General features: G+C 74.8%; 19 protein-coding genes and 1 pseudogene. 6 read left to right on the plus strand and 14 right to left on the minus strand.

Annotation, left to right across the window (positions count from 1 at the left end):
- Positions 1-11 precede the first annotated feature (11 nt).
- The 4 genes from QBL21_RS30165 to QBL21_RS30180 are packed head-to-tail and all read right to left on the minus strand — an operon-like array spanning position 12 to position 3,635.
- Positions 12-758 (minus strand): MOSC domain-containing protein, encoded by a 747-nt coding sequence (locus tag QBL21_RS30165; protein ID WP_407565393.1) that lies wholly within the window; start codon positions 756-758, stop codon positions 12-14.
- 10 nt (positions 759-768) lie between these two features.
- Entirely contained in the window at positions 769-1,512 is a 744-nt protein-coding gene (locus QBL21_RS30170) for an energy-coupling factor ABC transporter ATP-binding protein (RefSeq protein ID WP_407565394.1), read from the minus strand.
- A complete protein-coding gene (gene cbiQ / locus QBL21_RS30175; protein ID WP_407565395.1) occupies positions 1,509-2,273 on the minus strand; it encodes a cobalt ECF transporter T component CbiQ in 765 nt (254 codons plus the stop codon). Before cbiQ ends, QBL21_RS30170 begins: the two co-directional genes overlap by 4 nt.
- Before the next feature lie 3 nt (positions 2,274-2,276).
- Entirely contained in the window at positions 2,277-3,635 is a 1,359-nt protein-coding gene (locus tag QBL21_RS30180; protein ID WP_407565396.1) for an energy-coupling factor ABC transporter permease, read from the minus strand.
- Positions 3,636-3,786: 151 nt separating this feature from the next.
- On the opposite strand from QBL21_RS30180, the gene QBL21_RS30185 reads away from it, so the two are divergent.
- Together QBL21_RS30185 and QBL21_RS30190 are read left to right on the plus strand one after the other, a co-directional pair.
- Complete coding sequence (locus tag QBL21_RS30185; RefSeq protein WP_407565397.1) at positions 3,787-7,269, plus strand: S41 family peptidase; 3,483 nt, start codon at positions 3,787-3,789, stop codon at positions 7,267-7,269.
- Between the two features lie 86 nt (positions 7,270-7,355).
- Positions 7,356-7,553 (plus strand): hypothetical protein, encoded by a 198-nt coding sequence (locus tag QBL21_RS30190; RefSeq protein ID WP_407565398.1) that lies wholly within the window; start codon positions 7,356-7,358, stop codon positions 7,551-7,553.
- 216 nt (positions 7,554-7,769) lie between these two features.
- Here QBL21_RS30190 and QBL21_RS30195 read toward each other — a convergent pair whose 3' ends face one another.
- The 3 genes from QBL21_RS30195 to QBL21_RS30205 are packed head-to-tail and all read right to left on the minus strand — an operon-like array spanning position 7,770 to position 11,283.
- Positions 7,770-8,678 carry an SDR family oxidoreductase gene (locus QBL21_RS30195; protein ID WP_407565399.1) on the minus strand — a complete coding sequence of 303 codons (909 nt, stop codon included), beginning with the start codon at positions 8,676-8,678 and terminating at the stop codon, positions 7,770-7,772.
- Positions 8,675-9,688, minus strand: coding sequence for an alpha/beta fold hydrolase (locus QBL21_RS30200; protein WP_407565400.1), 1,014 nt, complete (start codon positions 9,686-9,688; stop codon positions 8,675-8,677). Before QBL21_RS30200 ends, QBL21_RS30195 begins: the two co-directional genes overlap by 4 nt.
- On the minus strand, positions 9,685-11,283 hold the full coding sequence (locus QBL21_RS30205) for a flavin-containing monooxygenase (protein WP_407565401.1): 1,599 nt from the start codon (positions 11,281-11,283) through the stop codon (positions 9,685-9,687). The genes QBL21_RS30200 and QBL21_RS30205 overlap by 4 nt, the downstream gene beginning before the upstream one ends.
- A 231-nt stretch (positions 11,284-11,514) precedes the next feature.
- Between QBL21_RS30205 and QBL21_RS30210 the strand changes: the two genes are divergently transcribed.
- Entirely contained in the window at positions 11,515-12,285 is a 771-nt protein-coding gene (locus tag QBL21_RS30210) for a MerR family transcriptional regulator (RefSeq protein WP_407565402.1), read from the plus strand.
- Positions 12,286-12,494: 209 nt separating this feature from the next.
- Here QBL21_RS30210 and QBL21_RS30215 read toward each other — a convergent pair whose 3' ends face one another.
- Positions 12,495-13,499 carry a DUF6528 family protein gene (locus QBL21_RS30215; protein WP_407565403.1) on the minus strand — a complete coding sequence of 335 codons (1,005 nt, stop codon included), beginning with the start codon at positions 13,497-13,499 and terminating at the stop codon, positions 12,495-12,497.
- 143 nt (positions 13,500-13,642) lie between these two features.
- Here QBL21_RS30215 and QBL21_RS30220 point away from each other — a divergent pair, with 143 nt between their 5' ends.
- Complete coding sequence (locus QBL21_RS30220; RefSeq protein WP_407565404.1) at positions 13,643-14,659, plus strand: sigma-70 family RNA polymerase sigma factor; 1,017 nt, start codon at positions 13,643-13,645, stop codon at positions 14,657-14,659.
- A 113-nt stretch (positions 14,660-14,772) separates the two neighbouring features.
- On the opposite strand, the gene QBL21_RS30225 is transcribed toward QBL21_RS30220, so the two are convergent.
- From QBL21_RS30225 to QBL21_RS30245, 5 genes are all read right to left on the minus strand, one after another.
- The gene (locus QBL21_RS30225) at positions 14,773-16,173 is read right to left on the minus strand and encodes an RNA polymerase sigma factor (RefSeq protein WP_407565405.1); all 1,401 of its coding nucleotides are present in this window, start codon (positions 16,171-16,173) and stop codon (positions 14,773-14,775) included.
- A 73-nt stretch (positions 16,174-16,246) separates the two neighbouring features.
- On the minus strand, positions 16,247-16,606 hold the full coding sequence (locus QBL21_RS30230) for a YciI family protein (RefSeq protein ID WP_407565406.1): 360 nt from the start codon (positions 16,604-16,606) through the stop codon (positions 16,247-16,249).
- Between the two features lie 109 nt (positions 16,607-16,715).
- Complete coding sequence (locus QBL21_RS30235; RefSeq protein WP_407565407.1) at positions 16,716-17,573, minus strand: glutaminyl-peptide cyclotransferase; 858 nt, start codon at positions 17,571-17,573, stop codon at positions 16,716-16,718.
- Positions 17,488-19,116 carry a DMT family transporter gene (locus QBL21_RS30240; RefSeq protein WP_407565408.1) on the minus strand — a complete coding sequence of 543 codons (1,629 nt, stop codon included), beginning with the start codon at positions 19,114-19,116 and terminating at the stop codon, positions 17,488-17,490. The genes QBL21_RS30235 and QBL21_RS30240 overlap by 86 nt, the downstream gene beginning before the upstream one ends.
- A 250-nt stretch (positions 19,117-19,366) precedes the next feature.
- Positions 19,367-20,344, minus strand: a complete 978-nt coding sequence (locus QBL21_RS30245; protein ID WP_407565409.1) for a 3-hydroxyacyl-CoA dehydrogenase family protein — start codon at positions 20,342-20,344, stop codon at positions 19,367-19,369.
- A gap of 86 nt (positions 20,345-20,430) precedes the next feature.
- On the opposite strand from QBL21_RS30245, the gene paaI reads away from it, so the two are divergent.
- Together paaI and paaK are read left to right on the plus strand one after the other, a co-directional pair.
- On the plus strand, positions 20,431-20,880 hold the full coding sequence (paaI, locus tag QBL21_RS30250; RefSeq protein WP_407565410.1) for a hydroxyphenylacetyl-CoA thioesterase PaaI: 450 nt from the start codon (positions 20,431-20,433) through the stop codon (positions 20,878-20,880).
- Between the two features lie 50 nt (positions 20,881-20,930).
- Positions 20,931-22,190: a phenylacetate--CoA ligase PaaK gene (gene paaK, locus QBL21_RS30255; protein WP_407566612.1), complete on the plus strand. Its 1,260-nt coding sequence runs from the start codon at positions 20,931-20,933 to the stop codon at positions 22,188-22,190.
- A 189-nt stretch (positions 22,191-22,379) separates the two neighbouring features.
- On the opposite strand, the pseudogene QBL21_RS30260 reads toward paaK, so the two are convergent.
- A pseudogene (locus QBL21_RS30260) lies at positions 22,380-22,901 on the minus strand (GNAT family N-acetyltransferase); the annotation flags it as partial.
- Between the last annotated feature and the right edge of the window lie 68 nt (positions 22,902-22,969).

Raw genomic sequence — 22,969 nt, forward strand, 5'->3', positions numbered from 1 at the left:
CGGGCGGCCGGTCAGACCGGGCGAACGGTGTCGCCGAGACGTACGGTGCCGGGGACCAGGACGTCGGCGCCGATGCCGATGCACATCCCGCGGTCCGCGGTCAGCGTCTTGAGCACCCGGCGGTCCTCCGGCAGGTCGCGCTGCGCCATCGTCGTCATCACGCACCGCTTCATGCGCTGGACGACCCGCAGCCGCACCTCGTCGCCGACGGCCACCTCCCGGCCCACCCAGTCCTCCTCGATCCAGGGGTCGTCGGTGTCCAGCAGGATGTTCTTGCGGAAGCGGCGGGCGTCGGCCGGTTCGGTGTCGCCGAGGATCTGGCCCAGCGCGTGCAGGGAGGCGGTGCCGATCAGCGTCACGCCGCAGTCGTCGAAGTGCGACACGGCGTCCTCGCGGGCCAGCCGCACGTCGGCGCCGAGCAGTTCGGCGAGGTGTGCGTCGTCGCGCAGGTCCGTGCCGTCGGGCGTGACGACGTGCGGGCGGCCGGTGCCGTGCGCGGCGGGGTAGGAGGCGGAGAAGTGGAGCAGGCCCTCGGTGCGGCGGAAGCGGCGGGAGTTCTTGCCGCTGCCGAGCTTGCCGTCGCCGTGGGTGACGGCCCAGAGGCGGTCGCCGACCGTGCCGCGCTCGTCGATGACGAGTTCCGGCAGCCGTTCGCCGAGCATGGACTTGACCGGGAAGCGCCGGAGCATGGCGACGGTGGCGTCGGACTGTTCGGGGGCGGGCGTCGGAGCCGGTATCGCGGGCGGGAGTTCGGGCATGCTCCGGACCCTATGCCCGGCCCGGGTCGAAGCCGAAGGGTATTTCCAGGCGGTACGCGGCCAGCAGCTCCGCGTCGAGAAGGAGTTCCTTGGTCGCGCCGTCGGCGACGATCAGCCCTCCGCCGAGGATGACGGAGCGGGGGCACAGTTCGAGGGCGTAGGGAAGGTCGTGGGTGACCATCAGCACGGTGACGTCGAGGGACCGTACGATCTCGGCCAGTTCGCGGCGGGCGGCGGGGTCGAGGTTGGACGACGGCTCGTCGAGCACCAGCACGTCCGGCTCCATGGCCAGCACGGTGGCGACGGCGACCCGGCGGCGCTGGCCGAAGGACAGGTGGTGCGGCGGCCGGTCGGCGTACTCCGCCATGCCGACCCGCGCCAGCGCGCGCTGCACGCACGCCTCCAGCTCGGGCCCGCGCATGCCGCCGGCGGCCGGCCCGAAGGCGACGTCGTCGCGGACGGTGGGCATGAACAACTGGTCGTCGGGGTCCTGGAAGACGATGCCGACGCGGCGGCGTATCTCGGCGAAGTTCGGCTTCTCCACGGGCAGTCCGGCGACGCGCACGGTGCCGGCGCCGCCGCCGAGGATGCCGTTCAGATGGAGCACGAAGGTGGTCTTGCCGGCGCCGTTGGGCCCGAGGACGGCGACGCGCTCGCCGCGCTCGACGGTGAGGTCCACGCCGAAGAGGGCCTGGTGGCCGTCGGGGTAGGCGTAGGCGAGGCCGGTGACTTCCAGCGCGGGCGGCTGCGTCATACGAGGTTCCATCCCAGCAGGCACACGGCGAGGGCGGCGAGGGGCAGCGCGGCGGCGGCCGACCACTGGGCGCGGGTGGCACCGGCCCGGTCGGTGACGGGCATGGTGCCCGTGTAGCCGCGGCTGACCATGGCGAGGTGGACGCGCTCGCCGCGCTCGTAGGAGCGGATGAACAGGGCGCCGGCCGTGCGGGCGAGCACGCCCCAGTGGCGCGGGCCGCGGGCGGTGAACCCGCGGGACTCGCGGGCGATGCGCATCCGGCGCAGTTCGTCGGCGATCACGTCGCCGTAGCGGACCATGAACGACGCGATCTGCACCAGCAGCGGCGGCATGCGCAGCCGTTGCAGCCCGAGGAGCAGCGCGCGCAGTTCTGTGGTGGCGGCGAGCAGCACGGACACGGCGACGCCGAGGGTGCCCTTGGCGAGGACGTTCCAGGCGCCCCAGAGGCCGGACTCGCTGAGGGAGAGCCCGAGGACCTCGGTGTGCGGGCCCTCGGCAACGAAGGGGAGGAGGACGGCGAAGGCGACGAAGGGCACCTCCAGGACGAGGCGCACCAGCACGAAGCCCGGGGGCACGCGCGCGGCGGCGACGGCGCCGGCGAGCAGCAGGGCGTACGCGCCGAAGGCCCAGACGGCTTCGCGGGGGGTGGCGACGACGACGAGGACGAAGCAGAACGCGGCGACGAGCTTGACGTGCGCGGGCAGCCGGTGCACGGGCGAGTCCCCGTGCCGGTACAGCTTGTGCGCGTGCCCCGCCCCCAAGGGTCAGCCCTCCGGCCGGGCCTGTGGCCGCGTGCCCGCCCCGCCGGGACCCGGGTGGGCGCCCCCGTCCGTGGCCGGTCCGGCGGCGTCGCGCGGGGCGCCCGGGGCCGGGCGCGCGGCGGCGCCGGCCGCCGGCCTGACGTCGGCGGATCCCGCCACCGGCGCCCCCTCGCGGACCTGGTCCGCACGGCCTTCGCCGCTTTCCGTCCCGGCCGCGGCGGAGCCGTCCCGGCGGCGGCGGATCACGACGAACACGCCGCTGCCCACCGCCAGGGTCAGGGTGACGCCGATGACTCCCGCGAGGCCGCCGGAGAGGCGGGTGTCGGTGACGTCCTCGACGCCGTACTCGGCGAGCGGGGAGTCGGACAGCGCGTGCTCCTTCTCCTCCTCCGCGATGCCCTTGTCCCCCGCGACCTTCTCCAGGCCGTCCGGCTCGGAGGAGGCGTAGAAGGAGACGATCCCGGCGAGGACCAGCGACGCGGCCAGTCCGACGGCCCAGACCCGCCGGGTGGACCGCCCGGGCCTGCCCGGCTCCGCGGCCGGGCCGGCCTGCCCAGGCTGCCCCGCCACCGGCGCGGCGGAGGCCGCCGCCCCCGGCACCGCCGCATCCGCACCAGCCGTGCCCGCACCCGCCGTGCCCGTAGCCGCCGCACCCGCACCCGTGCCCGGCCGTGCCACCGCCGCCGTGCGCAGCTCCAGCGGGCGCCGCAGCCCCTGCGCGCCGTGGATCAGGTCCGGCCGGACCGCCGCCACCGAGGCGACCGTCGCCGTGGTGATCGCCGCCTCGCCGAGGCCGATGAGGAGGTGGACGCCGACCATCGCCGTGGCCACCTTCGTCAGCGACACGTCCGCCGTGCCGCCCAGCGCGTAGAGCCCGGTGAACGCGAGCGCGGAGGCCGGCACCGACAGCGCCGCCGCCACGAACGTCGCCACCCCGAGCCCGGCCCGGCCGCCCCCGCCGCGCGGCAGCACCGCGAACAGCGCCCGGAAGACGGCGTACGAGACGGCCACCGTCACCACGCCCATCAGCGTGATGTTCACGCCCAGCGCGGTCAGCCCGCCGTCCGCGAAGAGCAGCCCCTGCATCAGCAGCACCACGGCTATGCACAGCACCGCCGTCCACGGCCCCACGAGTATCGCCGCCAGCGCACCTCCCAGCAGGTGCCCGCTGGTGCCCCCGGCGACCGGGAAGTTCAGCATCTGCACGGCGAAGACGAACGCCGCGACGAGCCCCGCCAGCGGCGCCGTACGCTCGGCCAGCTCGTGCCGCGCGCCGCGCAGGCTGACGGCCACGGCCCCCGCGGCGACCGCGCCGGCGGCCAGCGAGACGGGCGCGTCGATGAATCCGTCGGGCACATGCATGGTGGCGTCCCTCCGTCGATTCCCGGCTCCGCCTCCCTATGTATCGGCACAACGGCACCCGGTCATACAAATCAATCGCAAAGTCCTTGCAACAGCATCCGGCTCGCGACAGTCGCCGCCCGAGTTGCCGTGCCCCCGTACGCCCCGAAACATGGAGATTGTGACAGCCGGCTCCCAGAGCACCCCCGCGCACGACTCCGGCCTGCCCTACCTCCGCTTCCCCCACCTGCACGGCGACCTCCTCTGCTTCGCCGCCGAGGACGACCTGTGGATCGCCCCGCTGCCCGCCCCCGGCGCCAAGCCCGAGCGGGGCTGGCGGCTGACCGTCGACCGCACCCGCGTGGGCCATCCGCGCTTCTCGCCGGACGGGCGGTCCATCGCGTTCACCAGTTGGCACAGCCTCGACGCCGAGATCCACATCGTGGCCGCGGAGGGCGGCGGGGCGCGGCGGCTGACGTACTGGGGCAGCCCGGACACCCGGGTGTGCGGCTGGACGCCGCCGGGCGGCGGCGAGGGCGACGGCGGTCCTCCGCAGATCCTCGCGGTGTCCTCGCAGGGCCAGCCGCTGTCGTACCAGACCTGGTCCTACCTGGTGCCGACCAACGGCGCCCCGGGGCGCCGGCTGCCGTGGGGGCCGGTCGACGACATCGCCGTCGCCGAGCTGTCCGGCTCCCGCAGGACGCTGCTGCTGACCGGCCGCCCGCCGCACGAGCCCGCCGCCTGGAAGCGCTACCGCGGCGGCGCCACCGGCCGCATCTACCTGCACGGCGAGCGGCTGCTCGCGGACCTCGGCGGGCACGTGGAGTGCGTGATGTTCGTCGGCCCGCCGGCCGCCGCGCGGATCGCGTTCCTCTCCGACCACGAGGGCAGCGGCAACCTCTACTCCTGCCTCCCCGACGGCACGGACCTGCGCCGGCACAGCGACCACGCCGAGTTCTACGCCAGGAACGCCGCCACCGACGGCCAGCGGGTCGTCTACCAGTGCGCCGGCGAGCTGTGGCTCGCCGAGGACTTCGGCCCCGCCGGCCGGCCGCGCCGCCTCGACGTCCGGCTCGGCAGCCCGCGGGTCGGGCGGCGCCCGTACCAGGTGGCCGCGCAGAACAACGTCCGGGCGCTGACCGTCGACACCACCGGGCGGGCCAGCGCGGTCGCGGTGCGCGGCGCGCTGTACTGGCTGACCCACCGCGACGGCCCGGCGCGCACCATCACCGAGACCCCCGGCGTGCGGATCAGGCTGCCGGAGATGCTGGGCGACACCAACCGCGTCGCGTACGTCACGGACGCCGCCGGCGACGACGCCGTCGAGATCGCCGACCTGCCGCGCACCGGCGCCGTCGGCGAGCCGCTGCGGCTGGCGGCGGGGCGGCTGGGCCGGGTGCTGGCGCTGGTGCCGTCGCCGGACGGGCGGCACCTCGCTATCGCCTCGCACGACGGGCGGCTGCTGCTGGTGCGGGTGCCGGAGCGGGTGCACGCGGACGAGCGGATGTCGGCGGAGGTGGCGGAGCAGTTCGCGGAGGCGGTACGGGCCGCGGAGGAGCTGTCGCCGGCGGAGGCGGCGGGCGACTGCCAGGTCACCGAACTGATCCGGTCGGTCAACGGGCCCGTACGCGACCTGGCGTTCTCGCCGGACTCCAAGTGGGTCGCCTGGGCGCACCCGGGGATCGGCCGCTCGCTGCGGCAGATCAAGATCGCCCGGATCGCGGACCGGACGGTCGTGGACGTGACGGACGGCCGGTTCGAGGATGAGGAGCCGGTGTTCACGCGCGACGGACGCTATCTGGCGTTCCTGTCCTGGCGCGGCTTCGACCCGGTGTACGACGTGCACACCGGCGACCTGTCGTTCCCGCTGGGCTCCCGCCCTTACCTCGTACCGCTGCATCCCGCGACGCCGTCGCCGTTCGCGCTGTCCGCCGAGGGCCGGCCCGCGGCGGGCGGGATGGACCGGGCCGGGCCGGCGCCGGACGCGGGCGGCAACTCCACGGTGCTGGTGGACCCGGAGGGGCTGGAGAGCCGGGTGACGCCGTTTCCGGTGCCGGCCTCCAAGTACTCCTCGCTCGTGCCGGTCGCGGGCGGCGGGCTGGTGTGGCTGCGCTGGCCGATCTCCGGCGCGCTGGGCGAGACGTTCGCCAACCCCGCGGACACCTCGGGCAGGCCGACGCTGGAGTACTTCGACATCGCCAACGCCCGGCTCACCGAGCTGACGTCGATGGTGACGGAGATCGCGGTGAGCGGCGACGGCAGCCGGCTGGTGGTCAACGACGGCGGCTCGCTGCGCGCCATCCCGGCGCACGACCGGGCGGACCCGGACGCCACCGTCCACATCGACCTGCGGCGGGTGCTGCACACCGCCGACCCGGTGGCCGAGTGGCACCAGGCGTACGACGAGGCCGGCCGGATCATCCGGGCGTACTTCTGGGAGCCGCACATGTGCGGCATCGACTGGGACGCGGTGCTGGCGCAGTACCGCCCGCTGGTGGACCGCGTGGCCTCGCCCGACGAGTTCGCCGACCTGCTGCGCGAGGTGCTGGGCGAGCTGGGCACGTCGCACGCGTACGTCACGCCCGCCCGCCGCAACGAGGGCCCGCCGCACTACCAGCGGCCCATCGGCTTCCTCGGCGTGAACTTCGTCCGCACCCGCGACGGCCTCGGCTGGGCGCTGGCCCGCATCCTGCCCGGCGACTCCTCCGACACCCGCGCCCGCTCCCCGCTGGCCGGCACCGGCATCCCGGACGGCTCGGTCCTCACGCACGTCGACGGCCGGGCGGTCGACCCGGTCACGGGCCCGTACCCGCTGCTGGCGGGGGCGGGCGGGACGACGGTGGAGCTGACGTTCGCGATCGAGGGGAGCGGTGGGGACACCCCCACGCCCCCCGGGCGCAGGGGGAGGCTGCGCCGGGTGGCCGTGGTGCCGCTCGTCGACGACCGGCCGCTGCGCTACCAGGACTGGGTCGCGGCGCGGCGCGCGGTGGTGCACGAGCTGAGCGGCGGGCGCTGCGGCTACCTGCACATTCCCGACCTGGTCGCCAGCGGCTGGGCGCAGTTCAACCGGGACGTGCGGATGGAGATGAACCGCGAGTCGCTGATCGTGGACGTACGGGGCAACGCGGGCGGGCACATCAGCGAGCTGGTGCTGGAGAAGCTGACCCGCCCGATCATGGGCTGGGACCTGACGCGGGGCGCGCAGCCCGTCTCGTACACCTCGACCGCGCCGCGCGGGCCGATGGTGGCGCTGGCGGACGAGGCCACGTCGTCGGACGGCGACATGATCACGGCGGCGTTCAAACTGCTGGGCCTCGGCCCGGTGGTGGGGCTGCGGACGTGGGGCGGGGTGGTCGGGATGACGGGCCGGCACCGGCTGGGTGACGGCACGGTGATCACGGTGCCGATGAACGCGGCCTGGTTCGACGAGTACGGCTGGGGCGTGGAGAACGCCGGCGTCGCGCCCGACGTGGTCGCCGAACGGACGCCGCTGGACTGGGCGGAGGGCCGCACGTCCGAGCTGAACGTCGCGGTGGCCACCGCGCTGGACCTGCTCGACGAGCACCCCGCGGCGGCGCCGCCGGACTACACGGACGTACCGGACCGGAGCCGGCCGCCGCTGCCGCCGCGCCCGCAGAAGACGCGGGAGGCGTAACGGCACTTGGCCCCGAAATGCGGCATTACACCACTTATGTAAGCCTGAGGGAGGCCCGAACCCCCCTCTCACTAGGAGTGAAAAGTATGGGCGCATTCGACAAGGCGAAGGACAAGGCCGGCGACGCGGCCGACAAGGCCAAGGAAGCCGCGCGGAAGGCGCAGGAGAGCCGCGAGCGCGGGAAGGAGTCCGACCAGGACCCTTCGCAGCGTGCCCAGGAGGGTACGGAGCAGGGCCGCGACCGGATGCAGGAAGGCCGCGACGACGCGCAGGACCAGCGCTGACGCGGGGCAGTTGAGCCACGCACGAGGGGCGCGCCCGTCACGGGCGCGCCCCTCCGCCGTCGTTCCGCGCCGGGCGCGTAGGAGCGCGGGGGGCCGCGGTCAGCGCGTACGGGCGGGCAGGCCACGGGCGTTCGCACCTGCTGCCGTACGCGCCGACCCTCTGCCGTACGCGCCGGACCTCCCGCCTCCGTACGACGCGCCGGCCCTCCGCCCGCGCTACGCCTCCCGCGTCTCCCGCAGCTCCCGCGTCCGCTCGTCCGCCGCGCCGCCCGCGCCGACCAGCCCGCCGCGCCCCTCCCGCGTCGCCGCGAGCCGCGGCGCCAGCCTGCGCATCTCCCGCCGCCCCAGCGGCCCGGTGACGATCGACGGCAGCGCGCCGCGCACCGACTGCATGCCGCGCAGCCACCACTGCCCGTAGACGTGCGGCGAGCGCCGCTCGACGCCCGCGACCAGCCGCTCGACGGCGGGTGCGAGCGGATACGTCTTGTTCGACGGCCACGGCAGCCGCGCGCGCATGTCGCGCAGCACCTCGTCCTCGTCGGCGCCGCGCACCATGTCCGTGTCGGTCCAGCTCAGATAGCCGACCCCGACGTCCACGCCCTGGTGGCCGACCTCGCCGCGCAGGCAGTGCGCGAACGCCTCCACGCCGGACTTCGACGCGCAGTACGCCGCCATCATCGGCGCGGGCGTCACGGCGGCGAGCGAGGCGATCTGGAGGAGGTAGCCGCGCGAACGGACCAGCGCCGGCAGAAAGGCGCGGGCGGTGGCCACGCTGCCCAGCAGATTTACCTCGATGACGCGGTCGAAGGAACGCGCGTCGGAGTCGAGGAACGGGCCGCCGGTGGCGACGCCCGCGTTGGCGACGACGACGTCGATGCCGCCGAAGTGCTCCTCGACCTCGGCGGCGGCGCCGGCCATCGCGTCGTGGTCGGTGACGTCCGCGTGCCAGTGGGCGGCGTCGCCCGGCAGCGAGTCGGCGACCTTCTTCAGCTCGTCCGGCTCCAGCCCCACCAGCGCGAGCCGGGCGCCGCGCGCCGCCAGCCGGCGCGCCAGCAGGGCGCCGACGCCGCGGGCGGCACCGGTGACGACGACGGTCCTGCCCTCAAGTCCGCGCGCCCGGCTCATGCGCCCGCCTCCTCCTTCTCGATGGCCGTCCCGGCGGCGGTGTCGGCGGCCGGCCCTGCCGCCGTGTCGGCGGCACCTTCAGCCTGCGCCCCCGCCGGCGAGCCCGCCAGGTGGTCGCGTACGAGCCCGCGCAGCACGTCGGCCACCGCGTACGGCGCCTCGATCGGCGTCATGTGCCCCAGCCCGTCCAGCTCGGTGAACCCCGCGCAGTCCGGCAGCAGGTCGGCGACCTTCCGCGCCAGCCGCACCGGCGTGAGCCGGTCGGCGCTGCCGTGCACCACCGCGGCCGGCACCGGCAGCCGCGCCACCTCGGCGTCCAGGTCGAGCGTCGCCAGCACCCGCCCCCACACGCCGCGCGCCTTGCGCGGGGTGGCGAAGACGATGCGGGCGCTCGCCTCGATCTGCGCCGGAGTGGCGCCGCGGCCCAGGATCGCCGGGCCCAGCACCTTCTTCGACAGCGGCGTCACCGGCCCCATCGGCAGCCGCGAGACCAGCAGCGCGCGCTGCACGGCGGAGCGCAGCGCACGGGCCCGTAGCCGCACCACCCGCGCCTCGGGCACCAGTTGCGCGCTGCCCGTGCTGCACAGCAGCACGGCGGCGGCCCGCTCGCGCAGGTACGGGCGGCCCGCGGCGGCCATCAGCGTCATGCCGCCCATCGAGTGGCCGCCGATCACGGCCTTCTCGCCGGGCGCCAGTGCCGCGTCGAGCACGGCGCCGAGGTCGTCGGCGAGGGTGGCGGTGTGGTACGAGCCGTAGCTGCCGGCGGGGCTGCGGCCGTGGCCGCGCTGGTCGTACGCGATGACGCGGTGGTCGGGTGCGAGCTGCCGGATCACCGGCGCCCAGAAGGCGGTCGAGCAGCACCAGCCGTGCGCGAGGACGACGGCGGGCGCGTCCTTCGCGCCGTGCTCCTCGACGTGCAGCCGGGTGCCGTCGGCGCAGAGTGCGGTCAGCTCGCGGCGGGGTACGGGCGGGGCGTACGGGCCGAAGGTGGCGTGCATGAGCCGGGTCACCGGACGCCCCCCTCGCCCCGCGCGGCGGCGGCCTCCGGGGCACGCCGCGCCCCTTCCCCGGTGCGCAGCACTCCTTCCCCGGTGCGCAGCACTCCTTCCCCGGTGCGCAGCACTCCTTCCCCGGTGCGCAGCACCTCGTACTCCTCCGCGTGCACCTTGCTCGTCACCTTCCGGAACTCGCCCGTCGTGCCCGGCCAGACGGTCGTGTTGCGCCCGCCGGCGTCCAGGTACCAGCTATCGCAGCCGCCGGTGTTCCACACCGTGCGCTTCATCCGCTCCTGCACCCGCTCGTTCCAGTCCCGCACCGCGGACGGCCGCGCGTCGAGCGCGACCCGGCCGCCGGGGCGGCGGAGGCGGTCGAGGCGGCGTACGAACTCGGCCATGTACGTGAGCTGCGCTTCGATGATGAGGATCATCGAGCTGTTCCCGAGGCCGGTGTTGGGGCCGATGATCGTCAACAGGTTGGGGAAACCGGCCGCGCTGGCGCCGCGCAGCGCCTCCATCCCGCCGCCCCACGCCTCCGCGAGCGTCGTGCCGTCGCGGCCCTTGATGCGGTCGGCGATGGGCATGTCCGTGACGTGGAAGCCGGTGCCGAAGACGATCGCGTCGGCCTCGGTCTCGGTGCCGTCGGCGGCCACCAGGGTCGAGCCGCGCACCTCCTTCAGGCCGGAGGCGACGAGGTCGACGTTGGGCTGGGCGAGCGCCGGATAGTAGTCGTTGGAGAGCAGGATCCGCTTGCAGCCGATGCGGTAGTCCGGGATCAGCTTGCGGCGCAGCGCGGGGTCCTTGATCGCCCGGCCCATGTTGCGCTTGGCCAGGCCCTCCAGGAAACCCAGCTCGTTGGGGTGTTTGGTGAACGCCTGCACCTGAAGTTCGCGGATGCCCCACAGGAGGCCGCGGCGCAGCTTGGTGGTCGCGGGGACGCGCGCGTGCAGCCAGCGCTCGGGGGCGCTGATGGCGCGGTCCACGCGCGGCAGCACCCACGGCGGGGTGCGCTGGAAGACGGTGAGCCGGGAGACCTCGGGCTGTATGGACGGCACGATCTGGATGGCGGAGGCACCGGTGCCGACCATCGCGACGCGCTTGCCGCCCAGGGGTACGTCGTGGTCCCAGCGCGCCGAGTGGAAGACCTTGCCGGGGAAGGTGTCGAGGCCGGGGATGTCCGGGATCTTGGGGTCGGACAGCGGGCCGGTGGCGGAGACCACGACGTCGGCGGCGAGTTCGCCGTGCGCGGTGTCGATCTCCCAGAGCAGCTCGTCGTCGTCCCAGCGGATGCTGCGTACCTCGTGGTCGAAGCGGATGTGCTGCCGTACGCCGAAGATGTCGGCGACCTGCTCCAGGTACTCCCGGATGTGCTCCTGGCCGGAGAAGGTGCGCGGCCACTCGGCGTTGGGCGCGAAGGAGAACGAGTACAGGTGCGAGGGGACGTCGCAGGCGCAGCCCGGATAGCTGTTGTCCCGCCAGGTGCCGCCGAGCGCGCTCGCGCGCTCCAGCACGACGAAGTCCGTGATCCCTTCCCGGCGCAGCCGTACGGCGGCGCCGAGACCGCCGAAGCCGGAACCGATCACCGCCACCCTCACGTGTTCGCGCGTCATCGCCGTCGTCCTCCCAGCCGGAGTCGCGATTGCGCCAGCATTCACTGGCACGATGAGAGACTAGGGCCTCTTCTTACCGATGGGTAGGGGGCCGGCGTGATCGACTTCCGCCCGCGGGCGGGGTGTCGGCGCGAGGTCCTACCCTGGGGGTCGGGGCGTACCGCACAGACCTGCGGGAACCGGCGAAGGACCGAAGCAGGACCGACGGCAGAGCGGCGGAGGAGCGAGACGGTGGGACGCGAATACCGGACGGAGGAGCTGGCCGAGCGCGCCGGCATCACCGTCCGCACCCTGCGCTTCTACCGCGAGCGCAAGCTCCTCCAACCGCCGCGCCGCGAGGGCCGTATCGCCTGGTACGGGGAGGGCCACCTGTCCCGGCTGCGCACGATCGCCGCCCTGCTGGACCGCGGCCACACCCTCGGCGGCATAGCGGAGCTGATCGCCGCCTTCGAGAGCGGCCGGGACGTGCACGGCGCCGCCGAGCTGCTGGGCCTGGAGGCGACGCTGACCAAGCCGTGGTCGGAGGAGACCCCGGTGCGCGTCACGCCGGAGGAGCTGGCCGACCGGTTCGCGGGCGAGGTCTCGCCGGAGAACCTGGCGACGTCCATCGACATGGGCTATGTCGCCGTGGAGGGCGAGGAGTTCATCCACGTCAGCAGGCGGCTGCTGGACGCCTCCTCCGAGCTGGTGGCCAAGGGCGTGCCGCTGGCCGCCGTGCTCGCCGCCGCCCGCGAGGTGCGCGCGCACGCCGACGACCTGGCCGAGCTGTTCACCGCGCTCATACGCACCCACGTGCTGCCCGACGTCCTGGAGACGCCGGCGGGCGAGCTGACGGCCGGGCAGATCGAGCGGCTGACGGACGCGCTGGAGCAGTTGCGACCGGTGTCGATGGAGGTGCTGGAGGCGGAGGTGGCCATGGCGATGGACCGGCGGGTGCGCAGGGAGTTCGAGGAGTGGAAGCGCACGCGCGCCGGGTCCACCGCCGAGGAGCCGGAGGACTGAACCGGCCGGCCGGCACCGGCTGTCAGGCCACCGGCTCCCGGGCCACCGGATTCCGGGGGACCGGCTTCCGGGGGACCGGCTTCCGGAACACCGGCTGTCAGGACACGGCTTCAGGACACCGGCCTTCAGGGCGGCGGCGGCACGTCACCGGAGGTCAGGTCCGGAGCTGCGGCGCCGGTGCGGTGCGGCCGGGCCCGGTCGGGCCGGGTTCACCGGGGTTCCGACTGCCACCAACGCGCCTTGTAGATCCCGCCGTCCGGGAGCTTGTACGCGCCCTCCGGGTTGTGCGCCGACACCGTCGTCGTCCACCAGGTCTCGCCGAGGCCCGGCTCCGGCACGGTCGTGGCCACCCGGCCGCTGCCCCGCACGTCGCTGACGGCCTTCACGCTGCGCCGGCTGATCTGCGCGGCGCCGGCGAAGTCCTGGCGGAACTCGCGCCGGGCGATGTCGTACTGGTACACCGCGTGGTTCGTGGTCAGCCACAGCCGCCCGGGGCGGCTCGCGACCAGGCCGAGGTCGTGCCCGCCGGCCCGGACGCCCTCGGGATGCGGCAGGGCGGCGCCGCCGACGCGGGTGAGGGTGGGCGCGGCGGGGGTGCCGCCGACCTTGAGGGCGATCAGCTCGTCGTAGCCGATGGCCCACAGCACGCCGCGCCTGTCGTCCCACTGGAGCCCGTGCGCGTCGTCGAAGCGGTACTCGGCGTACGTGTCGGCCGCCGGGCCCTGCGACGCGGCGTAGAGGCGGATGGTGTCGCCTGTGCTGCCGGCGACGGCGACGTTGCCGTCCGGGAGCAGCTCGATGCTGTGCGGGTTGACCGTGTCCGTGCCGCCGGCGAGGGCGCCGGCCCAGTAGCGGCGGCCGGTAGGCACCTCCACGACGGCGGCGAAGCCGAAGGAGGCGGTGGTGAGCAGGTACGTACGGCCCCTGCGGCGGCGGGCCTTGGCCTCGTCCACGTACGTCCAGCTCGCCTGCGGCACCAGGTCCGCGTACCTCTCGTCGCCCTCCGGCGAGAAGGCCCAGCGGACGGCGTCCGCCGAGTCCCAGGGCACCCGGGAGTCGAGGACGAGGACACGGCGGGACTTCTGGTCGGTGACGACGACGGGGGGTGTCGGCCTGCCGCCGGCCGCGTGCGCGGCGGCGGCGGGAAGCGCGGCGGCCGCGCCCGCGCCGAGCGCGGTGAGCAGGGCCGTACGACGAGTGGGTCTGCCGGTCATGGGCACTCCTGACGGGTTGCTCTGATCAACATCATCCGCACAGTGCCACGCCGGGTGGCGGGAAGTAAGCCCTTGCGATGGCTCGTTGGTGAATTCTGTGCATCTGTCGCACCCGATGACCGTTGTCAGTGCCCGCCCGTACGATGTCAAACGTGACCAGACAAGACGTGGCGGACCCCGCCGCAGAAGAGCCGGTGGAGAATCGCCTGGAGTCCCACCGCGTCGAGCTGACCGGGTATTGCTACCGGATGCTGGGCTCCGCCTTCGAGGCGGAGGACGCGGTCCAGGAGACGATGGTGCGCGCCTGGAAGGGTTTCGAGCGCTTCGAGGGCCGCGCGTCGATGCGGTCATGGCTGTATCGCATTGCGACGAATGTCTGTTTCGACATGCACGGCAGCCCGCAGCGCCGCGCCCGTCCGATGGACCTCTCCTCGCCCGGCGCGGCGACCACGTCCCCGGAGGTCGCCCTCGGCTCGGCCCTCCCGGAGGCCACGTGGCTGGAGCCGATGCCGGACACGAAGGTCCTCCCCGAGGGCGGTGACCCCGCCGAGGTGGCGGCCCAGCGCGACTCCGTGCGCCTCGCCTTCGTCGCCGCGCTCCAGCACCTGCCGCCGCGCCAGCGCGTCGTGCTGATCCTGCGGGACGTGCTGGCCTGGAAGGCGAGCGAGGTCTCGGAGCTGCTGGAGACCTCGGTGGCGTCGGTGAACAGCGCGCTCCAGCGCGCCCGCGCCACCCTGGCCGCCGAGCCCCCGGCCGACAGCGAGCCGGCCAAGCCGCTGGACGCCGACCAGCAGCGCTTCCTAGAGCGCTACGTGGAAGCCTTCGAGCGGTATGACCTGGAGGCGCTCACCGCGCTGATGCGCGAGGACGTCATCCTCTCCATGCCCCCGCTGCCGCTGTGGCTCCGGGGCCCGGAGGACATCCGCACCTGGTTCCTGGGGACCGGCTCGGTCTGCCGCGGCTCGCGGCTGCTCCCCTGCTCGGCGAACGGCATGCCGGCCTTCGCGCAGTACCACCCGGACCCCGAGACCGGTGGCTTCCGCGCCTGGGCGATCCAGGTCCTGGAGATCGAGGACGGCAAGGTCACCGGGATGAACAACTTCCTGGGCGTGGACCGGCTGTTCCCGCTCTTCGGCCTGCCCCTGGTGCTGGAGGGCTGACGAGCCGGGCCGTCCGCGCACGGCCCGGCCACCCGGCCCGCCGACCGCCGTGTCCGGTGCGGGGCGGGCGCAGGCGCCCCGTGCGCCAGGGCGGCCCGTGCGCTCTGGGCCCGTCAGCTACGGCTCGTTCGCTCCGGCCCGTCCGGCGTGTCCGGCCCGTCCGGCGCGGACTCCGCGCGGGTCTGGAGCAGCGTGCGCTCCTGCGTGTTGCGCGTCAGCTCCGCCGCCCGCGCGAACTCCTCGCGGGCCTCCTCCGCCCGCCCCAGCCGCCGCAGCAGGTCGCCGCGGACGCTCGGCAGCAGGTGGTAGTCCTTCAGCGCCGGCTCGTCCGCGAGGCCGTCGACGATCCGCAGCGCGTCTTCCGGCCCGTACGCCATGGACACCGCCACCGCCCGGTTCAGCTCCACCACCGGCGACGGCGCCACCCGCGCCAGCGCCTCGTACAGCCGGACGATCTGCCCCCAGTCCGTGTCCTCCGCCCGGAGCGCCCGCGCGTGGCAGGCGGCGATCGCCGCCTGGAGCGCGTACGGACCGGGCCCCGGCGCCCCGGCCGTGACCAGCGACTGCGCCCGCGCCAGCGCCGCGAACCCGCGCCGGATCAGCAGTTGGTCCCACCGCCTGCGGTTCTGCTCCAGCAGCAGCACCGGCGCACCGTCGGGCCCCGTGCGCGCCCCCGCCCGCGACGCCTGGATCTCCAGCAGCGCCGCCAGCCCGTGCACGTCCGGCTCCTTCGGCATCAGCCCCGCCAGCACCCGCGCCAGCCGCAGCGCGTCCTCGCACAGCCCCGGGCGCATCCAGTCGTCGCCGGCGGTCGCCGAATACCCCTCGTTGAAGACGAGGTAGATGACCTCCAGCACCGACGCCAGCCGCTCCGCCCGCTCCGGGCCCTGCGGCTGCTCGAACGGCACCTCCGCCTTCGCCAGCGTCCGTTTGGCCCGTACGATGCGCTGCGCCACCGTCGGCTCCGTGACCAGGAACGCCCGCGCGATCTCGTCCGTCGTCAGCCCGCCCAGCAGCCGCAGCGTGAGCGCGACCCGCGCGGGCGTGGACAGCACCGGGTGGCAGGCCGTGAACACCAGCCGCAGCAGGTCGTCCTCGATGTCGTCGTCATCGACCGCGGCGAGCCGCGCCTCGCCCTCCGGGCGGCGGCTCTCCAGGTCGTGGCCGATCTCCGCCAGCTTGCGCGCGTAGCGCTCCTTGCGGCGGACGAGGTCGATGGCCCGCCGCTTGGCCGTCGACATGAGCCAGGCACCGGGGTTGTCCGGGACGCCCGACTCGGGCCACTGCTCCAGGGCGGCGACCAGCGCGTCCTGCGCCAGTTCCTCCGCCACGCCGATGTCGCGCACGATACGGGCCACGCCCGCGATGATCCGCGCGGACTCGATCCGCCAGACCGCGGCCACGGCGCGGTCGGCGGGGTGCCCCTCACCGGCCCGCGCGGCGGCGGGCGGCGGGGGCCCGTCCTCCCGGGCGCTGCCCTCCCGCCGGGCGCGGGCGTCCTGCGAAGCCGTCACAGCTCCACATCAGAACAGCCCGCCCCGGCCGAAGGCAACTCGTCACCGCCCTGACCTGGGCGGTCACGATCGGCTAGACGTCCTCCATGATCTCCCGCACCTCGACGGCGATGGCCCACTCCTCGCCGTGCGCCTTCAGGAAGCGGTTCGCCCACTCCAGGGCCTCGTCCTTCGACTTGACCTGGACGACCAGGTAGCCGCCGACCATCTCCTTGGACTCGGTGAACGGCCCGTCGACCACGGACAGCTTCCCGTGGTCGGAGACGACCCGCACGGCCTCCTCGTTGGGCTTCAGCCCGGCGGTGTCGAGCAGCACGCCGGACTTGGTCATCTCCTCCAGCAGCTTGCCCATCTCGTCCATGACCGCCTGGCTGGGCATCCCGTCCGCGGGGCTGTTCTCCAGGTCCGGCTGGATCAGCATCATGTAGCGCATCGCGCGTCTCCTCGTTCTCGTCGCGGGCGGCCGTGTGCCGTCCTTCTGCCCATGCGTCGAACGACACCCTGCCGGATCGACACGCGCGCAAAGTTTTTTTTCCGCGGCTTCAGCGCGGCACGAACTCGACCCGGAACATCCGCGGCCAGAGCTTGCCGGTGAGCAGGAACTCCTCGCCGCCGGGGACGGCGGCGATCCCGTTGAGCTGGAGCGCCCCGTCCCGCTGCTCGGCCGGCCGAAGGAGGCCCGAGGCGTCGATGTCGGCGGTGACGGCGCCGGTGTCCGGGTCGATACGGACGAGGGTGTCGGTCTGGTAGACGTTCGCGTAGACGCTGCCGTCGGGGGTGCACTCCAGCTCGTTGAGCCGGTCGACGGGGGCGCCGTCGCGGGTGACGTCCACGTGTCCGGTGGGCTCGAACGTACCGGGGTCGCGGAACGTGAGCCGGGAGGTGCCGTCGCTCATCACGAGCCGGCCGCCGCTGCCGCCCGTACCGTCGTGGCACAGGCCCCAGCCCTCGCCGGCGTAGCGCACGCGGCGCCGCTCCCTGAGGGTGTCCGCGTCGCGCTCGATGGCGATGCCGTTCTGCCAGGTGAGCTGCCAGAGCCGGGGGCCGACGAGGGTCAGGCCCTCGCCGAAGAGGGGGGCGGGCAGATCGCGGCGGACGTCGGGCTCGCCGCCCGCAGGGCCGCGGCGTACGGAGGAGCTGCCCGCCAGGCCGGTGCCCTCGTACAGGACGTCCCCGCGCAGCTCCAGGCCCTGCGTGAACGCCTCGGGGTCATGCGGCAGGCGCTCCAGCACCCGTACCCGTAGCTCCTGAACGCCCGGATCCGTGGGCGCCGGGCTCGTGCCGCTCCCTCCCCCACTGGCGGGGGTGCCCCCACTAGCCGCCGCCTCGGGCTCCCCCGTCGAGCACGCGGCCAGCGCCGCGGCGAGGAGAGCGGAGACGGTCACGGCGATGCGGCGCATGGGGCCACCTTGGCACAGCCTTCGCGCACCACGGGGGCGGGGCGGCGTCGGTGTCGTCGGCGGCGGTGGCGGTGGCGGGGCTGGGGCCGGGCAGGACGGCTAACGCGGAGCAGCCCACGTGGTGCGGCGAGAGGGCGGCGCCGCCGGAGGCGGCACCGGCGGCGATGAGCGCCGCCACGGCGGGAGACAGGCCCGCGGGGGCGGCGTTCTCCGACGCCGGGTCCCGGGGTGCGGGAGTCTCGGGCGCGGGGGTGCGGGGGGCGCCGGCCTCGGGAGTGGAGGGCTCGGGCGCGGGGGCGTCGGGCGCACGGGCGTCGACCGCACGGCTCTCGGGCGCACGCGTCCCGGGCGTACGTGTCTCGGTGCCGCGGGTCCCGGTGCCGTGGCTTTCGGGGACGTCCGACCTGGACGCACCTCTCCCGGGCGCATCCGTCGTCCGCCCCTCCGTCCCGGACTCCGCGGCCGGGGCGGTCTCGTAGTGCGCCGCCGCCGCTGCCGCGCCCGCGTGGTACGCCGGTGTGGGCGCGGGTACGGAACCGGGCGCGGCCCCGGGCTCGGCCGCAGCCGGAGCCGGGGCGACCGGCTCGGGCGGCGCGGCGGGCGCGGGCACCTTGCCGGTGACCGGCGCCGCGGCGTCGTCCTCCGGACCCGGACCCGGACCCGGGGCGGTGACCGGCGCCGGCCCGATCGCCGGCCGCTCCTTCGCCGCCTCGTCCGCCGGTGTGCGGTGCGCCTGCACCGTCAGCTCTATCAGCCCCGCCGCCGCGACCGCGCCGGCCCCGACGGCGAGCAGGGCGCCCAGCGCCCCGTACCGCACCGTCTCGCCCAGCGCCGTGACGCCGACCGCCGCCGCTATCACGGGGTTGACCACGGTCAGCGTCGCCAGCGGCGCCGACAGGCCCGCGCCGCGGTACGCCGCCTGCGACAGCAGCAACCCGGCCGGGGCCAGGATCGCGATCATGCCGATGGCCAGCGGGTCGGTGTAGTCCGCGGTGACGTCCTTGGTGAACACCGACGCCATGCCGAACGCCGCGCCCGAGGCCACCGCCAGCGTGACGCTGCGGGCCGCCACCCGCCGTATCCGGGTGGCCGCCAGCGTGAGCACGGCGAGCACGCTCACCGTCGCCACGGCCAGCGCCAGCGCCGTCGTACCGTCCAGCTCGCGCGACTCCACGGGGCCGACCAGCGCCAGCAGCACCACGAGCCCCACGGTCGACAGCAGCGCACCGCGCCAGGCGGCCCGGCCGGCGCGCCGGCCGAAGAACATCGCCGCCATCGGCAGCGCGAAGACGATCGTCAGCGCGCCCAGCGGCTGGACCAGGCTCAGCGGCCCGTACGCGAGCGCCACCACGTGCAGCAGGGCGCCCGAGGCGTTGAGCACGACGGAAGCCCACCAGGTCCCGCGGTGCAGCGGCGCGAACGCCCCGCCGGCGCCGTCGGCGTCGGTCGTGGTGGCCGCGACACGCTCCTGGACGAGGGCGGCGCCGGCGTACGCCAACGCTGACACCAGCGAAAGCAGCACCGACAGCATGAGTGGGCTCATATACCAACGATCCCGCGATCGGTGGCGAAAGTCGTCATCCTGGCGGATGCTCTGAGTCGTACTGCCGGAGCAGTACGACCCGCGCACGCAACCCCACCGGGGTCTTACACGCCGGTGTCTCAGGTCGTACACGACCCTCTTCCGGGATGACGGTCCGACCCGAAAGCGCGTGCGGGCGGGCCTGCGCCGGGACGGCGTCCCAGGACGCGCTACGGGCACGGGGGACCCGGCCGGGCGCCGCCGGGACCGCTCAGGGCCAGGCGTAGAACCCCTGCCCCGTCTTACGCCCCAACTCGCCCCGCGCGACCTTCGCCCGCAGCAGCTCCGGCGGCGCGAACCGCTCCCCCAGCGTCCGCCGCAGGTGCTCGGCGATGGCCAGCCGGACGTCGAGCCCGACCAGGTCCGTCAGGCGCAGCGGGCCCATCGGGTGCCGGTAGCCCAGCTCCATCGCGGTGTCGATGTCCGCGGGCGCCGCCACGCCCTCCTCGACCATGCGGATCGCCTCCAGCCCCAGGGCCACCCCGAGCCTGCTGCTGGCGAAGCCCGGCGAGTCCCGTACGACCACCGCCGTCTTGCCCAGCGCCCCCGCCCAGCCGCGCGCCGCGGCCAGCGTCGCGGGAGCCGTCTCCGGCGCGGTCACCAGCTCCACCAGCTCCGAGGCGGGCACGGGGTTGAAGAAGTGCATGCCGAGGAACCGGTCCGGGCGGCCGAGGGCGGCGGCCAGCTCCGTGACGGACAGCGAGCTGGTGTTCGTGGCCAGCACGGCGTCCGGGCCCACCGCCCGCTCGGCGGCGGCCAGCACCCGCGCCTTCAGCCCGGCGTCCTCCGGCACCGCCTCGACCACCAACTCCGGCCCCGCGTCCGCCGACGACCCCGCATCCGCCGACAACTCCGCGACCGACGCGACGGCCCGCACCCGCGCCACCACCTCGTCCGGAACCACTCCCGCCGCCAGCCGGCCCCGCTCGGCGGCCCGCCGCAGCCCGCCCGCGACCCGCGCCACCGCAGCCGCGGCGGCGTCCGCGCCGCTCTCCACGATCACGACGCGCGACCCGGCGACCGCGAACGACTGCGCGATCCCGGCGCCCATCCGGCCGCCGCCGACGACCGCCACGGCGCGCGGCGCGGCGCCCCGGGCCCCGGCGGCGCCGGACCCGTCCGCGCCGGGCTCAGCCGCACCCGACGATTCCACCCCGGGCTCGTCCGGCGGCGTGTTCTGCTGCGTCATCTCGTACGTCCTGTCGTACCTCTTGACTGGGATCCGGCCGCTCCGCAAGCTAACCGAATGATCGGTCGGGCCACAAGGGGAGCCAGGTGGTGCAGCACATGACCTCGCCGCACGACGGCACGACGGTGTTCGCGGCCGACGTGGCCGCCCGGCGCCACGGCATCGAGCTGCTGGAGGCCGCCCCGGGCGCGGCGACGCTGCGGATGGCGGTCACGGCGGAGATGGCCAACGGCCACGGCATCGCCCACGGCGGCTACGTCTTCCTCCTCGCCGACACCGCCTTCGCGTGCGCCTGCAACAGCCGCGGCGTCGCCGTCGCGGCGGGCGCCGACATCACGTACGCCGCGCCCGCGCAGATCGGCGACGTGCTGGTGGCGCGGGCGGAGGAGCGGGTGCGCTTCGGGCGGAACGGGGTCTACGACGTGAGCGTGCTGCGCGGCGCCGAGGTGATCGCGGAGTTCCGGGGCCGGAGCCGTATCGTCCGCGACCCGTCGACAGGCCCGGACGACGGGAGCGACGCGAAGGGACGAGCGTGAGCGACACGACAACCGACACCCCCACCCCCCTGCTCGACGCCGGCGAGCGCATGGCCCCCGACGCGCTCCGCGCGTACCAGCTCGACCGCCTCCGCGCCACGCTCCGCCGCGCGTACGACAACGTCCCCCTCTACCGCCGCAAGTTCGACGCCGCCGGCGTCACCCCCGACGACTGCCGCACCCTCGCCGACCTCGCCCGCTTCCCCTTCACCACCAAGGACGACCTCCGCGAGGACTACCCCTTCGGGATGTTCGCCGTCCCCGTCGCCGACGTCCGCCGCCTGCACGCCTCCAGCGGCACCACCGGCCTGCCCACCGTCGTCGGCTACACGGCGGCCGACCTCGACACCTGGTCCGACCTCGTCGCCCGCTCCATCCGCGCCGCGGGCGGCCGGCCCGGCCACCGGGTGCACGTCGCGTACGGCTACGGCCTCTTCACCGGCGGCCTCGGCGCCCACTACGGCGCCGAACGCCTCGGCTGCACCGTCATCCCCGCCTCCGGCGGGATGACCGCGCGGCAGGTGCAGCTCATCCGCGACTTCGAGCCCGAGATCATCATGGTCACGCCCTCCTACATGCTCACGATCATCGACGAGTTCGAGCGCCAGGGCATCGACCCGCGCACCAGCTCGCTGCGCGTCGGCATCTTCGGCGCCGAGCCGTGGACGGAGGAGATGCGCCACGAGATCGAGGAGCGTGCCGGGCTGGACGCGGTGGACATCTACGGGCTCTCGGAGGTCATCGGGCCCGGCGTCGCGCAGGAGTGCGTGGAGACCAAGGACGGGCTGCACGTGTGGGAGGACCACTTCCTGCCGGAGGTCGTCGACCCGCTCACCGACGAGGTGAAGGCGGCGGGCGAGGGCGGCGAGCTGGTGTTCACGTCGCTGACGAAGGAGGCCATGCCCGTCGTCCGCTACCGCACCCGCGACCTCAGCCGGTTGCTGCCGGGCACCGCGCGGCCGGCGTTCCGGCGGATGGAGAAGGTCACCGGACGCTGCGACGACATGATCATCCTGCGCGGCGTCAACATCTTCCCGAGCCAGATCGAGGAGATCGTGCTCCGCACGCCGGGCGTGGCCCCGCACTTCCAGTTGAGGCTGACCCGCCAGGGCCGGCTCGACCGGATGACGGTACGGGCCGAGGCCAGGCCCGGAGCGCCGGTGGAGCAGCGGGCGGCGGCTGGCGAGGCGATCGCGCGCCGGGTGCGGGAGGGCGTGGGGGTCGGCGTGGAGGTGGAGGTCGTGGAGCCGGAGACGCTGGAGCGGTCGGTGGGCAAGCTCCGCCGGGTGGTGGACGAGCGGGAGGGGTAGCGGGCACGGCCCGGGGATGCGGTCGTACGGGGCGGGGGCGTGGCCGCCGTGCGGGACGCGCGTGCCGACCCGGGGCGTGGCCCGTAGCGCGGCGTCCGCCGCCGCTATCGCCGCTCAGCGGGCCGCGGCGCCCTCCGCCTGCTCGCCCTCCGCCTGCCGGCCGCCCGTCCACTCGCCGTCCGCCTGCTCGCCGTCCGCCCGCTCGCCGTCCCGCGCCGCCGGCACGGTCCGCAGCGGCTTGGCGAAGCAGCGGCTCTCCGGCTCGTAGCGGTAGTAGCCGAACTTCTCCGTCGGCTCGTACCCCTCCGACAGGTACAGCGTGATGGCCTCCGGCTGCTTCATCCCCGTCTCCAGCACCATCCGCGTCCGCCCCGCGGACCGCGCGCTCTCCTCCAGCGCCGCGAGTATGCGCCGGGCTATCCCGCGCCCGCGGGCCTCCGGGACCACGTACATCCGCTTCAGCTCCGCGTCGCCCTCGCGGTGTCCCTCCGGCGTCGCGTCCATGGCCCGCCAGCCGCCCGTGGCGAGCGGGGTGCCGTCGGTGTCGTACGCCAGCAGGTACAGCCCGCGCGGGGGCGCGAACTGCGACGGGTCCATCACCGTGTGGTCGCCCTCGCCGTACCGCTCGGCGTACTCGATCTGGACCCGGTCGTTGAGCGCGACCGCGTCGGGGTGGTCGTAGGGCACGGTGATGATCTCCATGGCGGCCATGGTACGAAGCCGCCGCCCGGTGACGAACCGGTTATCCCGGTGCAGGTGACCGGACCCGGAGACCGCGA

This window comes from Streptomyces sp. 184 (assembly GCF_045781775.1).
Taxonomy (GTDB): domain Bacteria; phylum Actinomycetota; class Actinomycetes; order Streptomycetales; family Streptomycetaceae; genus Streptomyces.

Coding starts and splice junctions, on each gene's coding strand:
- QBL21_RS30165 (WP_407565393.1), bottom strand. CDS start 758: ATGCCCGAACTCCCGCCCGCGATACCGGCTCCGACGCCCGCCCCCGAA.
- QBL21_RS30170 (WP_407565394.1), bottom strand. CDS start 1,512: ATGACGCAGCCGCCCGCGCTGGAAGTCACCGGCCTCGCCTACGCCTAC.
- QBL21_RS30180 (WP_407565396.1), bottom strand. CDS start 3,635: ATGCATGTGCCCGACGGATTCATCGACGCGCCCGTCTCGCTGGCCGCC.
- QBL21_RS30185 (WP_407565397.1), top strand. CDS start 3,787: ATGGAGATTGTGACAGCCGGCTCCCAGAGCACCCCCGCGCACGACTCC.
- QBL21_RS30190 (WP_407565398.1), top strand. CDS start 7,356: ATGGGCGCATTCGACAAGGCGAAGGACAAGGCCGGCGACGCGGCCGAC.
- QBL21_RS30195 (WP_407565399.1), bottom strand. CDS start 8,678: ATGAGCCGGGCGCGCGGACTTGAGGGCAGGACCGTCGTCGTCACCGGT.
- QBL21_RS30205 (WP_407565401.1), bottom strand. CDS start 11,283: ATGACGCGCGAACACGTGAGGGTGGCGGTGATCGGTTCCGGCTTCGGC.
- QBL21_RS30215 (WP_407565403.1), bottom strand. CDS start 13,499: ATGACCGGCAGACCCACTCGTCGTACGGCCCTGCTCACCGCGCTCGGC.
- QBL21_RS30220 (WP_407565404.1), top strand. CDS start 13,643: ATGTCAAACGTGACCAGACAAGACGTGGCGGACCCCGCCGCAGAAGAG.
- QBL21_RS30230 (WP_407565406.1), bottom strand. CDS start 16,606: ATGCGCTACATGATGCTGATCCAGCCGGACCTGGAGAACAGCCCCGCG.
- QBL21_RS30235 (WP_407565407.1), bottom strand. CDS start 17,573: ATGCGCCGCATCGCCGTGACCGTCTCCGCTCTCCTCGCCGCGGCGCTG.
- QBL21_RS30240 (WP_407565408.1), bottom strand. CDS start 19,116: ATGAGCCCACTCATGCTGTCGGTGCTGCTTTCGCTGGTGTCAGCGTTG.
- QBL21_RS30245 (WP_407565409.1), bottom strand. CDS start 20,344: ATGACGCAGCAGAACACGCCGCCGGACGAGCCCGGGGTGGAATCGTCG.
- paaK (WP_407566612.1), top strand. CDS start 20,931: ATGGCCCCCGACGCGCTCCGCGCGTACCAGCTCGACCGCCTCCGCGCC.